Source organism: Pseudoalteromonas sp. SG45-3, assembly GCF_014164075.1.
GTDB lineage: Bacteria > Pseudomonadota > Gammaproteobacteria > Enterobacterales > Alteromonadaceae > Pseudoalteromonas > Pseudoalteromonas distincta.
Window position 1 is genome coordinate 24,555 of the sequence record NZ_JACJEN010000019.1, and the last position, 15,899, is coordinate 40,453.

The window sequence follows — 15,899 nt, forward strand, 5'->3', positions numbered from 1 at the left end:
GTTTGGATTAAAGACCTACCTTAACCCAACCTGCTGTCCAGTCTGTTTGTGCATCCATTGCACCAATGTAATCTACTGAATCAAAGTAACTATCTAGGCTTGAAGAATCAAAACCATTACCTAACAGTAATGACTCAGCCGAAGGCATATATCCGTTATCTGCTAAACCAAGGTCTGTGGCTGCTTGCACAGAGTTACCTGTTTGGCCTAAGAACCAAGACTCAACATTACCAGTACCAATTGCTTGCGTACCAAAGTTATTTGCCGTTTCACATGCAACAACTGAGTGAGTAACAGTTAATGTACCATCCTCTGCGCGAGGAGCTGAATCTGAACCTACACGTAAACAATTTGAATAATCTGCCCCACCTGTCACAACCACGTTTTTAAGCATACCCGCAGTGCCTGCACGTAGACGTATACCGTTAACCCCTACATTACCAATAATAGTAACATTAGAAATTGTAGGCATTGTGAGTGGTGTTGCACTTGAATCAAACTCAGAGTTATCCGCCTCAATTGCATTATCACCTGTTGATTCGGCTTGCTTGATAAGTACGTATTGCGCTTTACCCGTCCAACCAAATGACCAATCTAGTGAGTCATCACCAATATTAGTTAAAACAAGGTGACTGATGTTTGCAGTACCACCGAAAAATTCAACACCATCGTCCAGGTTTTCATGAACGTGAATGTAATCAAGCTCTGTTTGACTACCAACACCAGCAAGCGTAATGCCGTTTAACTCATCTCCGTTACCTAGCGTTTTACCTGCTTGTTTAACTGCCACGTATTTTAAAGTACCTGAGTTATCTTCTGGGTCATTACCACCAAATTGACCAGCATCACCTTCAGCAGACACACCACAGTTTGCAAGCTCATCAGCGGTAGCTTCGCCTTCTTGATCGCCACACGAGTTAGCCGGTGCATTACCTAAAAGCACTAAACCGCCCCATTGACCAATAGTCGTTTCGCCACCAGTAACATCTTCAATAGACGTCATAGTAATTGGCTGAGTTGCACTGCCCACGGCCTCTATTTTAGAACCACGGCGAACAACTAAAAAGTCATCACCCGACTCGCCAATAAGCGTAGTACCAAATTGAACATATAAAGTCGTTTCATCAGCGCGGTCATTACCTACGGCTGTACGGCCTTTTAGAATCCAATGTGCATCGTTAGTTAATGTTACGTCTGAAGTGAATACAACATCAGAAGTTAACTGATAAACTGGCTTGTCTGTGATTTCAGGAAAGCTTGCTGATACATCAGTAGCAAAACCCTGCTCTAAGGCATTTTGAATATCATCAGGAAAACTTGGTGTTATAGCGACTGTCCAACCATCCATCCAGTTATTATCGCCATCAAACGCACCAATATAATCTGTTTTAGTAAAGAACGAATCAAGGTCTGACGAATCAACACCCGAACCTAATAATGGTGAGCTAGATTTAGGTGTAAAGCCATCGGTTGCTAAACTAAGGGCAGCAGCTGTAAGCGTTTGGTTACCTGTTTGGCCTTCAAACCAAGATTGAACGTTACCACCACCAATAGCTTCACTACCAAAGTTATTATCTTCACTACATGCCACTACTGAGTTTTCAATAGAAAGCTCTCCAGATTCTGCATTTGCTACAGAGTCAGAACCCACACGTAAACAGTTTGAGTAACCTTCAGGTCCTGTAATTACTACATTACGTAGAACGCCCGCTGTACCTGCACGTAAACGAACACCGTTAGTACCATCAGCACCCACAATTGTTACGTTAGAAATTAGTGGCTTTGTTAAAGGTGTAGCATTTGAATCAAATTCTGAGTTATCCGCTTCAATAGCGTTATCACCACCAACAGCACTTTGTTGAATATAAATATTTTGCGCACGACCTGTCCAACCAAACGACCAATCAAATGCATCATCACCAATGTCAGTAAGTACTATGTTACGAACATTTACAGTACCACCAAAAAACTCAACGCCATCATCAAGATTTTGATGAACTTGGATATATTCTACTTTTGTTGCAGAGCCTACACCCGCGAACGAAATACCATTAAGCTCATCGCCGTTACCAAGAGTTTTACCTGCGTGCTTAACAACAATATAACGAAGAACACCTGAGTTATCATCGCTAATATCGCCACCAAATTGCCCTGCATCACCTTCTGCAGATACACCACAGTTAGCAAGTTCTTCAGCCGTCGTTTCGCCAGTTTGATCGCCACACGAGTTAGCAGGAGCATTACCTAAAAGTACTAAACCGCCCCATTGACCAATTGTTGTTTCAGCGCCTGTTACATCTTCAATAGATGTCATTGTAATAGGTGCAGTTGCATTACCATTTGCGTTAATTTGCGAACCACGACGAACAACTAAAAAGTCATCACCTGATTCACCAATTAATGTCGTGCCTGCTTGAACATAAAGTGTTGTAGCGTCTGCGCGGTCATTACCTACTGCTGTACGGCCATTTAAAATCCAATGTGCGTCATTTGTAAGTGTTACATCCGCTGTAAACGTTGTATCTTCAGCTAAGCGATATACTGGCTTATCTGTAATTTCCGGAAATTCGCTAGAAACATCTGATGCTAAGCCTTGTGCAAGTGCATTATCAATATCAGTAGGGAAGCCACCATTAATACCAACAGTCCAACCTTCCATCCAATTAGTTGAGCCATCAAATGCACCAACTTGCGTATTTGCAATAAGCGGCGAGCCAGCAAGAGGTGTATAACCGTTGTCATCTAGCATTAAATCAGCTGGGGTAAGTGTTTGGTTAGCGTCTTGGCCTTCAAACCAAGATTGTACATCGCCACCGTTAATAACTTCGCTGCCAAAGTTATTCGCTGCAGTTTGACAAGCAACTATAGAGTTTGTAATCGTAAGTGTGCCATCCTCTGCACGAGGTACTGAATCCGAGCCTACACGTAAGCAGTTTTCATAAGTAGCTGGGCCCGTTACAAATACATTTTTAAGAACCCCAGCAGTACCCGCACGTAAACGAATGCCGTTATTGCCCTCAGCACCCACAATTGTAACGTTTGAAATAGTAGGTAGTGTTAATGGTGTTGCACTTGAATCAAATTCAGAGTTATCAGCTTCGATAGCGTTATCGCCTACGTTAGCCGCTTGCTGAATATAAACGTTTGTGGCTGAGCCCGTCCAACCAAAAGACCAATCTAGCGAATCGTCACCAATATTTGTAAGTACAACATTGCTTACATTAACTGTGCCACCAAAGAACTCTATACCATCATCAAGATTTTCATGTACTTGAATATAATCAACCGTAGTTGCAGAGCCAACACCGGCAAACGTAATACCATTTAACTCATCACCATTACCTAACGTTTTACCGGCTTGCTTAACAAGTACATACTTTAAAGTACCTGAATTATCATCACTGATATCGCCACCAAACTGACCTGCATCACCTTCAGCCGACACACCACAATTAGCAAGTTCATCAGCTGTTGCTTCACCTTCTTGGTCGCCGCAAGAATTTGCTGGCGCGTTACCTAATAATACTAAACCGCCCCACTGACCAATCGTTGTTTCTTGAGCTGTAACATCTTGAATTGAGGTCATTGTAATGGGCTGACTTACAGTCCCTACCGATTCAATTTGTGAACCGCGACGAACAACTAGGAAGTCATCTCCTGTTTCGCCAATAATCGTTGTACCTTGCTGAATATAAAGCTTGGCGTTATCTGCGCGATCATTACCAACCGCAGTACGGCCATTTAAGATCCAGTGTGCGTCGTTTGTTAACGATACATCAGTAGTGAACACGGTATCTGCAGCTAAGCGATATACGGGCTTATCTGTAATAGATGTAAACTCACTAGAAACATCAGTTGCTAAACCTTGAGTTAGTGCATTATCAATATCAGTAGGAAAGCCAGTGGTAGCATTTTGTGAATCATCACGTGATGAGGTTTCACCACTTGTATCGTCACCGCCTTCAATAACGTTAGTTACTGTATCACCTTCATTAATAGTTGTGTCGCCTTCAGATACTACTAAGTCTCCACCACAACCAGCTAAAGATACTGCAGTTGCAATCAAACTTACTTTGAATAAGTCAGATAATTTCATTGTTCACTCCGTTAAAGTATTTAATTATTTTTTAGGTGCTCAAATAAACTCAAGTCACCATAAAACACTTAAATAATGCTTTAAGGTCACTTGAGTTTAGCTGCGGTTACAATACGGGAGACTTATGACAAAGTAGTTACAGTTTAATAACCATAAGATGACAAAAGTAACTTATTTAAAATCAAATAATTGGATGCTTTTAGAGACGATAAAAACCGCCCTGAGGCGGTTTTAGTGTTGCGATTATGAACTGGTTTTACACGCGTTACTTGTTAATTAGTAAAGCGCTTTAAAATTTACAGTAAAGCTGTTCTAAGTGTTTCTGCATGCACTTTTTCGCGCTTTACATATTTGATCCACTGCTGTGCTAAACGCTGAGATTTTTTATGTTTTTCTGCCTGCTCAAACGCTAAAATTGATGCATCAAAATTTTGCATGTTGTACTGCGCCATACCCAGTGCAACAAATGCATTTGATTCAAAATCAAGGCCACCTTTATCAAGTGCTTTACGCGCTGCATCTGCGGCTTCTTCATATTGCTCTGTATTTACAAATACTTCGGCTAAACGTTGATCGTATTTACCGTGCTCAGATAAATCAGCAGCTTTTGCAAAGTAGGTAATAGATTTTTCATCTTCTTTAGCTTGGATCATCGCCTCGGCAACAAAAGCGTAGTTTTTTGCTGTTTTTTCAGCAATATCTTTATCAATGGCATCGCTCATCACTTTTGCAGCTTTAAACGCTAAACCATTGTATAAATACACTTGCGCTAATTGGCGTAAATCAGATTTAGAGGTTAAAAATCCTTGCTGATAAGCGGCTTCAATTACCGCCAACTGTTGTTTTTCCCTACCTGTTTCACCATACATACCCGATAACTGCACCCAATACTCAGGCTTATTATAAAGCTTTACCATGCGCTCAAGCACTTCAACAACTTTGTCAGTTTGATTAAGCGAGTAATACATTGCACGCTGTAGTACTAACCAGTTTTCCTTAGGGATTTTGCCTTCGCTGTCGCTTAAAGCAATCACTTGAGATATGTACTCAAGCCCTTTTTTATAATCTTTTAACTGATAGTATGTTTGAGCCCTTAACAAGTAGTAGCCTTCTGTTTTAGGCTGAGTGTTAATACTGTCCCAATCATCTAAAAAAGAGATAACTTTAGTGTAATCACTATTAGCCATAGCCAGTTGAGCCAAGCTAAATGTAGTGCTTAAACGAAGTGACTCAGGAATGGCTTCCTCAGCTACCACTTTTTCAAACGAGGCAATCGCTTTTGGTAAGTCGTTTTCGTTGTAATAAATAAACCCGTAAAAGTTATGCATCATTGCCACTTCGTACGAGTTCATGCTTGCAGCTCGCTCTTGAATGCTATCAAGCGCTTCAAGTCCACCTTTAACATCACCATCGTCTGCAAGTTTTTGGGCACGAGCAAGCTGGCTATAAACCTTTTCACGTAGTGCTGGTACACGTTTCGTTTTTTGTTCTTGCTCTGCATATGCCGTAGCTACATGTAGCCCTGGAATTAGGCTTAGAGCACTTGGTGTAACAATACTTGTACTGATCGCAGCGGTACAAAATAGAGTTAACTTTAAAAGTTTAGCTGTAGGTAGTAATTTCATAATCGCCTCGCATTTCTGTCCGTTTACTCGTGGTTAATTACTAATTAACCGCTAATTTGGAAAGATATTTTGTTCTGAACACCCGCAACTTCAACGGCTTCACCGTTTACTACGCGCGGTTTATATTTAAATTTAAGGGCTGCATCCATCGCAGCTCTATCAAAAAGTGACTCAGGCTCTGCTTTTACTACTTGTGGGTCGCGTACAGTGCCTTGTTTAGTTACTGTAAATTCAACAATCACGTAGCCTTCTATGCCACGTGATAACGCACGGCGCGGATAAACTGGTGCCACCTTTACAATCGGTAAGTATTCACCATCACTTGTTTCAAGTGCTAACCCGCCGGCTAAATTTACATCCGCATCTACATTGGCACCAAAGTCAAAGTTGTTAGCATTTGCTGTAGCATCACTATTTTGCATTTGCGGTGATTCCATTGGTGGTGGCGGCTCTTTTGGTGTTGGTGGCTTTTGTGGCTTACGCTCTTTTTTTTGTACGGTTTCTTCTTTTTTCAAGCGAACAAAATCAAGTACGTTACCCTTAACCGGATCCGTCATAGCGCCTTCACCGCCAGTGATCAGTGCCTGCATGCCTAAAAACAACATAAAGGTCACTACACCGGCTATCACTAATGCAACTAAATATCGCAACATAACTAGCCCTTAAGACGCATCTTGTGCGGCAATTGATACATCAAATGCGCCCGCCGCGCGCGAGGCATCCATCACCTTTATTAACATTTCGGTAGTGGCTTTTTTATCCGCTTGAATCACAACGCTACCTTGTGGATTTTCTGCTTTTAAACGCTCGATATTGGCTTGTACTGCGCGTACATCAATTTGACGTTTATTAATCCAAATCTCGCCTGTATCAGAAATAGCCACTAAAATATTAGCACGCTCTTTTTTAACAGCTGTTGCGGCTTCTGGGCGGTTTACATCAATACCGGCTTCTTTAACAAAAGAGGCAGTTACAATAAAGAAAATAAGCATGATAAATACAACGTCTAACATTGGGGTCATGTTTATTTCTTCAGCTTCGTCTTCTTGAAATAGGTTTCCTAACGGGGCTCTCATTTTTATTCTCCTAGGATGAGCGGCTTTATACAAGCCGCTTATCAAAATTTTGCTTAATGGTCTAAAACCATGCTGTCTTGTAGTAGTTCTACTTCGCGCTTAGCTTTTCGTTGTAAATACGTTGAGGCAAATACCCCAGATAACGCACCTACCATGCCTGCCATTGTCGGGATAGTTGCTTTTGATACCCCTGATGCCATTGAGCGCGCACTACCTGTGCCGGTAATTGCCATTACATCAAACACTTCTATCATGCCTGTCACCGTGCCTAACAAACCAAGTAGCGGGCACAAAGCAACCATCACGTTAATCAAAGAAAGATTGGTGTTTAAGCGCATACCAGCTCGCGATATCATCGCTTCGCGTATTTGCTCTGCATTCCAGCTATCACGTTCTGCACGGTTAATCCAATTGGCTTTAAGAGCGTGTTTATAGCTTCTAAAACCATTAAAAAAGTAAATAAATCGCTCGAGTATCAATAACCACATCGCGAAGATTAACACCCCGATGACCAAGAGAACTTGGCCACCAGTGTCGAGAAAATCACGGATAGCATTGATTGAATCAATCAATAGCACCATGGTTTATGCTCCTTTCTCGCTTCGCTCTGCAATAATACCGGCGCTCTGCTCTTGAATAGTTAACAAGATATTTTTAGCGCGCGTATTAAGTAAGGTGTATAAAAATACCGTTGGTATGGCGACCACTAAGCCCAATACCGTTGTTACTAGCGCTTGAGAAATACCACCCGCCATAAGCTTAGGATCCCCAGTACCAAATAAGGTGATTGCTTGGAATGTATTGATCATGCCGGTTACCGTACCTAATAAACCTAGTAGCGGCGCAACAACAGAGATGATTTTGATAAGTGTTAAATTACGCGTCACTTTTGGCATTTCACGTAAAATAGCTTCACTTAGTTTAAGCTCCAGTGTGTCGTGTGAAACACTTGGAAATTGATCTTTTACTTTCATTACGCGTCCAAGCGGATTGTCATCACGTGCAACTGTATCTTTAAGCTGGCGACGAATTTTACCGCCCATAATCAATAGTGAGAAAAAACGCTCAAGTGATATAAGAAGTGCAATAACACCTACGCCTAAAATCACATAACCCACTGTGCCACCTTGATGAACACGTTCTTGTGTATCAGGTGCTTGTACTAATAAACCAAGAATAGAGCCGCCTGTTGGGTCAAGTGCAAATTGCACCACGCCACTTTTAGTGCTTTGTAGCTCTTCTGCTGTTGCAGTAAAGCGCGATACAGGTTGACGTGTTAATTCACTCAAAGAATTAGTCGAGGAATTAAACTCTAAATACTTACCGTTTGATATAAGGTTAAATGCCCCCACTCGCACAACTTCTTGCTGTGCTTTAGTACCGCCTTCAACAATAACACTTGCGTTAAAACGACTTACTTTACCTTGCTCGGTCATTTCGCGTTGTAATTCAAACCATACTTTTTCAATATCTTCTATTGACGCAAGTTTTGAAGTTGAACCCATCTTTTGAGCAAGGTCATCCATAAACGTACTGCGCCCAGCAATCTGAGCAGATACTATTGATGTCGCAAATTTATTACTAGAATCCCCTGCAACTTGTTGAAGAACGCCAAACAACTCTTTAAGCGAACCCATGCGTTTAGAAAGCGTGTCTGTTAAGTTAGCAAGTTTTACTTCGTTTTCTTCAAATTGCGTTTCTAGACGCTCAGATTCCACCAGCATTTGATTGCGCTTTGCTTGGGTATTTTTAAGTGTTTGTACTTGCTCGTTTTGGCGAGCAGCAAACTCTTGTTCACGTTGTTTATTTTGCTCGCTTTGAGCTGATTTACCATTTTCGAGCGTTTTAAGTAATGAATCTAAGTTCATTGGCTCTGCCGCTATACTTGCACCAGTAATGCTTAGGCTTGCAGCAAAAAGAGCTATTTTTGTCATTTGAGTAAACAATTTCATTTTCAACCTCTTATTCTGCTGCATGTACTGGCAGAGTTAACATATCTGGGGCAAGTTGTTTACGCGCAATGCGTAAACCTTTATTAATTTGGCTTATTGTAGAGTCTGGTAATGCTTCAAATGATTTTGTCTCTGCATTCCAGCTACCTGCTTTTTTGCCATCGCGTGTTAGGTAAATAAGCTCTAAACGGCCAATGCGTAAAAAATCAACTTCACGCTCTTTGTCATCCACATTTAAAAGTGCGGTATAAGCTTCAATAGTGCGCCCGTAGTCAACTTCTACTTGATACGCTTCAAGTACACGGCGGAATTTTTCACTTGAGTTAATATCAGCACGATTCATCATTTCTTTTAAAGACGTAACGCGCTTAGTGCGCTCATCAGCTAAAAATGGAACATCTAAAGATACAAACTGCTCAAGACCTTCAATCATTCTAAGCATTAGCGGCGTAATTTGACGTTCAATAATAGAAACCTGATCCATTGACAGGTTTAAAGATTCCATCTCTTCTATTTGATTATTTAATTGTTTAGTTAGCTGGGCGTTGTATACAGCTAAACCATCAATCTCTTTATTGAGGGTTTTAAATTGCTGTAAACGTCCTTGCATTGAATCTGCAATCTTGTCTATTTTTGTTTGTGATTGCGCAGCTGATTTATTAATTTCACTGCTTTTATCAATAACCTTATCTAAATCGTTTGCGTGTACTGCTGCACTTGCGGCCACAATACCAGCTAAGATTAATGGTTTAACGCCTTTCATCGCATACACCTTTACTCGTTAGTTAGCGGATTTGCTAGTTTGTTTTTTTAGGTCATAAACTTTGTTATATAAATAATTTATGACTTAATAATTCAATGAGCAGGAGTTTATAGATGAAACATGACAAGGATGTTGCGCAAAAAAGTCGCTTTTATGACAATGGTAACAATTAAGACTTACGAGGAAGTTTTAACGCGAATAAGGGTACTTGCTGGCCAAATACCCCTTATTAAGAAGATGCAAGAAGGTGGTTAATCCAAAATTGAATTAATTTGATTAAGAGAATAGTGCCAATCGGTATAATTAATTTCTATAGGGTGAGCTTTATTATCTTTAATAAGCACCAGTGAGGGAAAACCTTGAATTGGTAAAGTGCGAACAAACGATAACTCAGCTTTAAATTCATCATTAAGCTCGCTTGATGTTAGCTGCTCCGAAAACTCATCTTTATTTAAGCCAATTTTTTCAGCCAAACTAATTAATGTACTTTCATCAGACGGGTTTTGTGCGTTTAGGTAATAAGCGTGTTGAATAGCAGCCACCATTTGAGCTTCTTTACCCGCTTTACGCGCTATAAGTGCAGCTCTGCATGCGGGATACGTTGAACGCCTTGGCTGGCAGTTGCGCCAAAAGTTATAATTAAATTGCGTACCTAACTGCGCTGAAATTTTATGCCAAGTCCCCTCAAGCATCTCTTTCATATTTTGTGGCATTGGGTCTTGGCTATCGGGAGCAAGACCACCTACTTTATATTCTATCGCCACTTTACCAGCAAGCTCTGATTTTAGCTTAAGCCAGGTTGGTGAGTAACCCCAACACCAACTACACATTGGGTCATGAACATATATTAACTTACTTTGAGACATATTAATCCTTCAACTAGTTTGAGACGACACTATTACGACCAGCAGCCTTTGCACTATAAAGAGCTTCATCAGCTTGCTTTAATGAATCATCATAATCAGTTACTTTATTTACTTGGGAAATACCAATGCTACAGGTGATTGAAATACGCTGCTTGTCATCAGTAAATATAACATGCCCTGCCACGGCTTCTCGAAATTTGTTCGCAATTACAGAGGCTGCAGAGGCTGTGAGCTGCGGTAAAATAACAACAAATTCCTCACCGCCATAACGGGCCTTTAACGCAGTTGCCAAAAATTGAGACTCAAGAAGTTTGGTAAATTCTATCAATACCGTATCACCAAAATCGTGGCCATGCGTATCGTTTAAAGATTTAAAATTATCTAAATCAATTAACAAAATTGAAAAAGGTAAGTACTGCTCTGGGCGTGTTTGAGCAAGCTTTAAAAAATGAGAGGTAATAAAACGCCTATTTGCTATGCCAGTAAGGGGGTCAGTATAAGCATCTTGTTTTTGCTCTAGCGTAATATCGGCAATAGCCATGTGGCTTTTATGCCTAAAATACTCACCAATAAATGAGAATAAAAACACCATAGAAAAGGACGCTATAAAACGTGTTTTTTCTACGTTGCCATAGCTAACTTGACCAAAGTCAGGGCCGTATAAAATAACAATACAAGAAAACAGTAAGGTACAGCCTAACCAAGCACCTAATCTAACCCCTAAAGATGCAAACGTTACGACAGGATAAAACATTAGCCAATATAGCGCGGTATTATCTTTACCGCCGGTATAAACAAGTGCAATAAACATCATGCACACAATGCTCATACTTATTAATGCCACAACTTGCAGATTACCCGTTTTTATAAAATAGATAGAACAGCTTATATTTGTAATGTTAACGATAATTAATGAAGCGGTCAGTAGTGGCGAATAAAGCTTATAATTAAAAAACACTAATACTGCGATCAACACAATTGAAATCCCAATCATGGTAAATAAGGAAAACGCTTTGCGTTGCATGTCTGAGCTATAAACACTGTCGATATTTATCAGACTGAGCCAATTTGGTTTATTCACATTTTTTTTAGTCATTAATTTTATACTTTAAACTTTTGAACCATATTTTCTAAAGCACTAAACTGTTGTTTTAGTTTGGTACATTCGTCAAGCGTGTCATTTAAGTTGGCCTTGCCTTGTATACAAAGCGAATTAATTGTTTGAATATCTGTATCTAATAACTTAACAACTTGGTTTTGCTCATCTGTTGCAGTGGCCACAGAGTGATTTGCATCGTTAATTTGTTGAATCGCTTGTATAACATGGCTCATTAAATTGCCAACAGCATCGGCTTGTTGCACGCTTTGTTCACTGCCTTCAAGGCTTGTTTTCATAAGCTCTACCGCAAGGTTTGAGCCTTTTTGCAACTGACTAACCGTGTCTTCAATCTCTTGCGTTGACTGTTGAGTGCGGTGCGCTAATTGGCGAACTTCATCTGCTACAACGGCAAAACCGCGTCCCGCCTCTCCTGCTCTAGCGGCCTCAATTGCGGCATTAAGTGCCAATAAATTAGTCTGCTCGCTTACACCTTTAATAACTTCAAGCACTTGGCCAATACTGGCTGTATGCGTATTTAAACTGTTTATAGTTTGCTGAGCTTTTTCCATATTACCCGAGAGCTGGTGGATAGTTGCAACACTGTGGCTTAATGCTTCTTGGTTTTGTGTTGAATGTTCATCTGCATTTTTAGCAAGCTGCGATGCACTCTCTGCATTACTTGAGATATCCATTGATGTGGCAGAAAACTGGTTAATAGCCGCTGCAACAATATCGGTTCGTTTACTTTGATCATCATACATAGACAGCGAAGAATGTGTTTGTGATACCAAGCTCTCAATAGCTGTATCTAATTGCTTTGTAGACTCTTTTACTTGCTCTATTGAATGCTGAATTTTTTCGATGAAAATATTAAATGAATAGCTTAAATCGCCAAATTCATCGTCGTTTTCAACGGTTAAACGCCTTGTTAAATCGCCCTCACCTTGTGCTATATCTTTAATAGCATCGTTTAAACGATTCATTGGCTGCATTAAATAGCGTAATAAAAGCTGCATCATAATTATAATAGTGATAATTCCTATCACCATAAAAACAGCTGCGGTTTGGCCAAAATTAGAGACACTGGCATACGCTTTATCTTTGTCTATAACAACACCTAGGTACCAATCTACGTTTTCAATACCACTAATTTTTGTAAACGAAATAAGCTTAGACTCTCCGTTTATCTCGTACTGGGTAAACTCACTTTGTAAAGGTGTATTGGTTCCAAAGATGTCTGATGTATTTTTTAAGTTTAACTGAGCATTTGGATGGCTTAACACTTGGCCTTTATTATCGAGTAAAAAACCATAACCGAGTCCTAAAAAGTCAATATCGTTGATAATTTTTGTCACGGTCTGCATATCAATATCGGCACCTGCAACGCCGCTAAACTGGCCATTTTGGAGTATGGGTACTACCGCTGAAATTGTAAGCTCGTTAGTAGTCACATCAATATAAGGAGTTGTAAAAGCGGTATTTGATTTGTTTTCGACTAATTTATACCAAGGGCGAGAAGTCGCATCAAAATCTGCAGGTAAAACGACTGATTGATCGTTTAATATAAACGTGCCGCTGGATTTACCTATATACGTATTTTTAAAGCTTCCAGCAAGCTCTGCTGTATTTAATTGTGAAAGGGTGAGTGCTTTAGAATCATTCGCTTTATGGGTTTTAGCAATTGATATAACAATCGCCAACTTTGCATTTAACCAACTCGCTATATTTTGTGAAACAGATTCGGAATTTTGTTGCAATACCAAACTTAACTGCTGCTCGGTTTGCTTGCGCATCGCAATGTAGTTATTAAAAGTAAATAACCCTAGCACCAAAACCAAAATTAAGGAGGCTGCAATAGTCACTTTGGAAGTAAATTTCAACGAGTTAAGCATATACATCCTTTTTATTATTTATCATTATTAGCCTTACTGTTTTAGCAAAAATTTAGCTAAATGTCTTAGTAAAAGAGACTTACAGTTAGGTTATTGATGAAAAATAAGAATAAAGGATTGTAAAAAAAGGCTTTTGTGGATAACTGGCTAATATTAAATTAATTAATGACTAGATTTATAGCTTGTGGAACGTTCCCATTAAATGTAACTTTATAAGTGACTGAATACGTATTCAGTCACTCTTGTATAGTCTGTTATTTCCACTTATTTGCTAAGCGAACAACATTTAAACCGTACCATGCAATAAATACATAACATAACATTGGAACAAAAAAGCTTTGCTGTATATTTACTGTATCAGCTATAAACCCTTGCAGTAATGGTACAAGTGCACCACCAACAATTGCTAAACATAACCAGCCAGAACCTTTGCTCGTCAATGATCCTAGTCGCTCGATTGCAACTGAAAATATAGTCGGGAACATAATTGAGTTAAATAAACCAATTGCCAATACTGAGTATAAAGCGACGTCACCTTGAGTAAAAATAGTGATCAATAATAGCGCAATAATACTAAATGCATTAAACGCTATAGCTTTAGAAGGTGCAATCTTTTGTAATAATACAGAGCCAATAAAACGTCCTACCATTGCCCCGCCCCAGTAATAACTAATAAGTGCGGCCGCAGTATGCTCTTCAAGCCCTGCTATGTGTGCCTCACCAAAGTAGTTAACTAAAAAGCTGCCAATGGCAACTTCCCCACCTACGTAGCAAAATATAGCAAGTACACCCATAGTTAAGTGCGGTGCTTGCATTAACGAACGAGATTCAATTGCTGTATTATTTTCCTCTTTGTGGGCTTCAATTTCTGGAAGCTTTATAAAGGCAAATACAATAGCGATAAGTAATAAAGCGCCAGCAAGCATTAAATAAGGCACTTTTACAGATTCAGCAGTTGCTGCCGATGCGGCTAAACTACCTGCAGTACCGAAAAATAATAAACCACCAACATAAGGCCCAACAGTAGTACCAAGCGCATTAAGTGCTTGTGCTAAATTTAGACGAGAAGAAGCTGTTTTTTCACTGCCAAGAGCTGCAACATAAGGGTTAGCAGAAACCTGAAGTACAGTTACACCAGCAGCAAGTACAAATAAAGCGCCTAAAAATAGCCAATATTCATGTACTACAACAGCAGGGTAAAACAACATACACCCCATTGAAGCCACAATTAAACCAGTTAAAATTCCTTTTTTGTAACCAAATTGCTTAACTAAAAGCCCCGCAGGAATAGAAACAATAAAGTAAGCCCCAAAAAAGCAAAACTGTACTAGCATCGCTTCAAAAAAGCTCAAATCAAATACGCCTTTTAAGCGTGGTATTAGTACATCGTTTAAAACAGTAATAAAACCCCATAAAAAAAATAGGGTCGTCATTGCAGTCAGTGGAAACAGATAATTTTTATTTGGCTGTTCGTTGACCGCGAATGATTGGTTTGTATTTATTTCACTCACGTCGTTTTCACTCCATTAACAAGTTGAAAACGATTTTACATGTTTAAATATAAATTAGTCAGCGCACTTATGGAACGTTCCAGTGGTGTTATTCACATTGCGTGTTGGTCGCTCTAATAATTCGGTCTATTTCGCCACTGTTATTAAACTGATAAAGCCCTTCGTTTATATCCTCTAATACTAAAAGCCAATTATGTGCACGCTTACTAATGGCAAAATATAACGAGTTATATTGCAAAGGAATGCTTTCTTGCTCAATGGAAGAAAGCAAAGTCTGTTTTTCAGGTTTAGTTAAAGAGGAGTAAGCCACAGATGATTTCAAAGCTTGAGGATCGCCTATAACCAAATCAACACGTTTAGCAGTCAGTAGCTTAACAAGCTGTAAGTCATCAACAGAGGCGATAACTTCAAACTCACCATTGTCCATCATGGCATCAAACTCTGGCGTATTTTGATACCCTCGAACAACACCAATCTTAAGCCCTTTGAGCGAGTTCAAGTTTCCTGTGAAATGGTCTGTATCGCCTTTCCTTTTTAAAAAAGCAATTTCGCCACCTTTAAACGAATTAGATAAGCCGAGTAATTCTCGACGTGTTTTACCATCAACATAATCGGAGGGGGCTGTATCTTCTATAAAGTATTCAGGCATTAGTATGTCAGCCCTGCCTAGTTCTACATTTCGTACCGCTCTTGCCCAAGGCAAAAATTCAATATATACGCTGTAGCCCTTACTATTTAACAAGGCAATTGAAAATTGATAAACCCAGCCTTTATTACATACATTATTACCAATATAAGGAGGCCAATCGAGTGTGGCTAGATGAAGTGTTTGTTTGGAGTTTTTAGCTTCATAGAGCACCCCTGATTTATGGGAATGCCCAGTTAAAGTGTGTTGAGTACCATTTTGAAAATACTCAACCGATGTTTCAGCAAAACTATTACTAGTTGTTAGCAATAATATAAAATAAAACCAGCGCATTTTAGTATCTATTTGTGATTAATAGTGTTTTTAAGTTTAG

Annotated in this window: 12 protein-coding genes; all 12 read right to left on the reverse strand. The window is 39.6% G+C overall.

What is annotated here, in order from left to right; translation table 11 throughout:
- Positions 1 to 7: 7 nt before the first annotated feature.
- Positions 8 to 4,096 (reverse strand): hypothetical protein, encoded by a 4,089-nt coding sequence (locus H5126_RS17370; RefSeq protein WP_182720331.1) that lies wholly within the window; start codon positions 4,094 to 4,096, stop codon positions 8 to 10.
- A gap of 296 nt (positions 4,097 to 4,392) precedes the next feature.
- A complete protein-coding gene (locus H5126_RS17375) occupies positions 4,393 to 5,721 on the reverse strand; it encodes a lipopolysaccharide assembly protein LapB (RefSeq protein WP_182720330.1) in 1,329 nt (442 codons plus the stop codon).
- Between the two features lie 44 nt (positions 5,722 to 5,765).
- A complete protein-coding gene (locus tag H5126_RS17380) occupies positions 5,766 to 6,371 on the reverse strand; it encodes an energy transducer TonB (RefSeq protein WP_024597386.1) in 606 nt (201 codons plus the stop codon).
- Positions 6,372 to 6,383: 12 nt separating this feature from the next.
- Positions 6,384 to 6,797, reverse strand: coding sequence for a biopolymer transporter ExbD (locus H5126_RS17385; RefSeq protein WP_004334764.1), 414 nt, complete (start codon positions 6,795 to 6,797; stop codon positions 6,384 to 6,386).
- 53 nt (positions 6,798 to 6,850) lie between these two features.
- Positions 6,851 to 7,378: a MotA/TolQ/ExbB proton channel family protein gene (locus H5126_RS17390; RefSeq protein WP_010552929.1), complete on the reverse strand. Its 528-nt coding sequence runs from the start codon at positions 7,376 to 7,378 to the stop codon at positions 6,851 to 6,853.
- 3 nt (positions 7,379 to 7,381) lie between these two features.
- A complete protein-coding gene (locus H5126_RS17395; RefSeq protein WP_004334754.1) occupies positions 7,382 to 8,749 on the reverse strand; it encodes a MotA/TolQ/ExbB proton channel family protein in 1,368 nt (455 codons plus the stop codon).
- 10 nt (positions 8,750 to 8,759) lie between these two features.
- Entirely contained in the window at positions 8,760 to 9,512 is a 753-nt protein-coding gene (locus H5126_RS17400) for a DUF3450 domain-containing protein (RefSeq protein ID WP_182720329.1), read from the reverse strand.
- Between the two features lie 251 nt (positions 9,513 to 9,763).
- On the reverse strand, positions 9,764 to 10,378 hold the full coding sequence (locus H5126_RS17405) for a DsbA family protein (RefSeq protein WP_165723867.1): 615 nt from the start codon (positions 10,376 to 10,378) through the stop codon (positions 9,764 to 9,766).
- A 13-nt stretch (positions 10,379 to 10,391) separates the two neighbouring features.
- Entirely contained in the window at positions 10,392 to 11,474 is a 1,083-nt protein-coding gene (locus H5126_RS17410) for a GGDEF domain-containing protein (RefSeq protein ID WP_182720328.1), read from the reverse strand.
- Positions 11,475 to 11,479: 5 nt separating this feature from the next.
- Complete coding sequence (locus H5126_RS17415) at positions 11,480 to 13,369, reverse strand: methyl-accepting chemotaxis protein (protein WP_182720327.1); 1,890 nt, start codon at positions 13,367 to 13,369, stop codon at positions 11,480 to 11,482.
- A 254-nt stretch (positions 13,370 to 13,623) separates the two neighbouring features.
- Positions 13,624 to 14,880 (reverse strand): sugar MFS transporter, encoded by a 1,257-nt coding sequence (locus H5126_RS17420; protein WP_165723870.1) that lies wholly within the window; start codon positions 14,878 to 14,880, stop codon positions 13,624 to 13,626.
- An 88-nt stretch (positions 14,881 to 14,968) separates the two neighbouring features.
- Positions 14,969 to 15,859 (reverse strand): ABC transporter substrate-binding protein, encoded by an 891-nt coding sequence (locus H5126_RS17425; protein WP_182720326.1) that lies wholly within the window; start codon positions 15,857 to 15,859, stop codon positions 14,969 to 14,971.
- Positions 15,860 to 15,899: the final 40 nt, after the last annotated feature.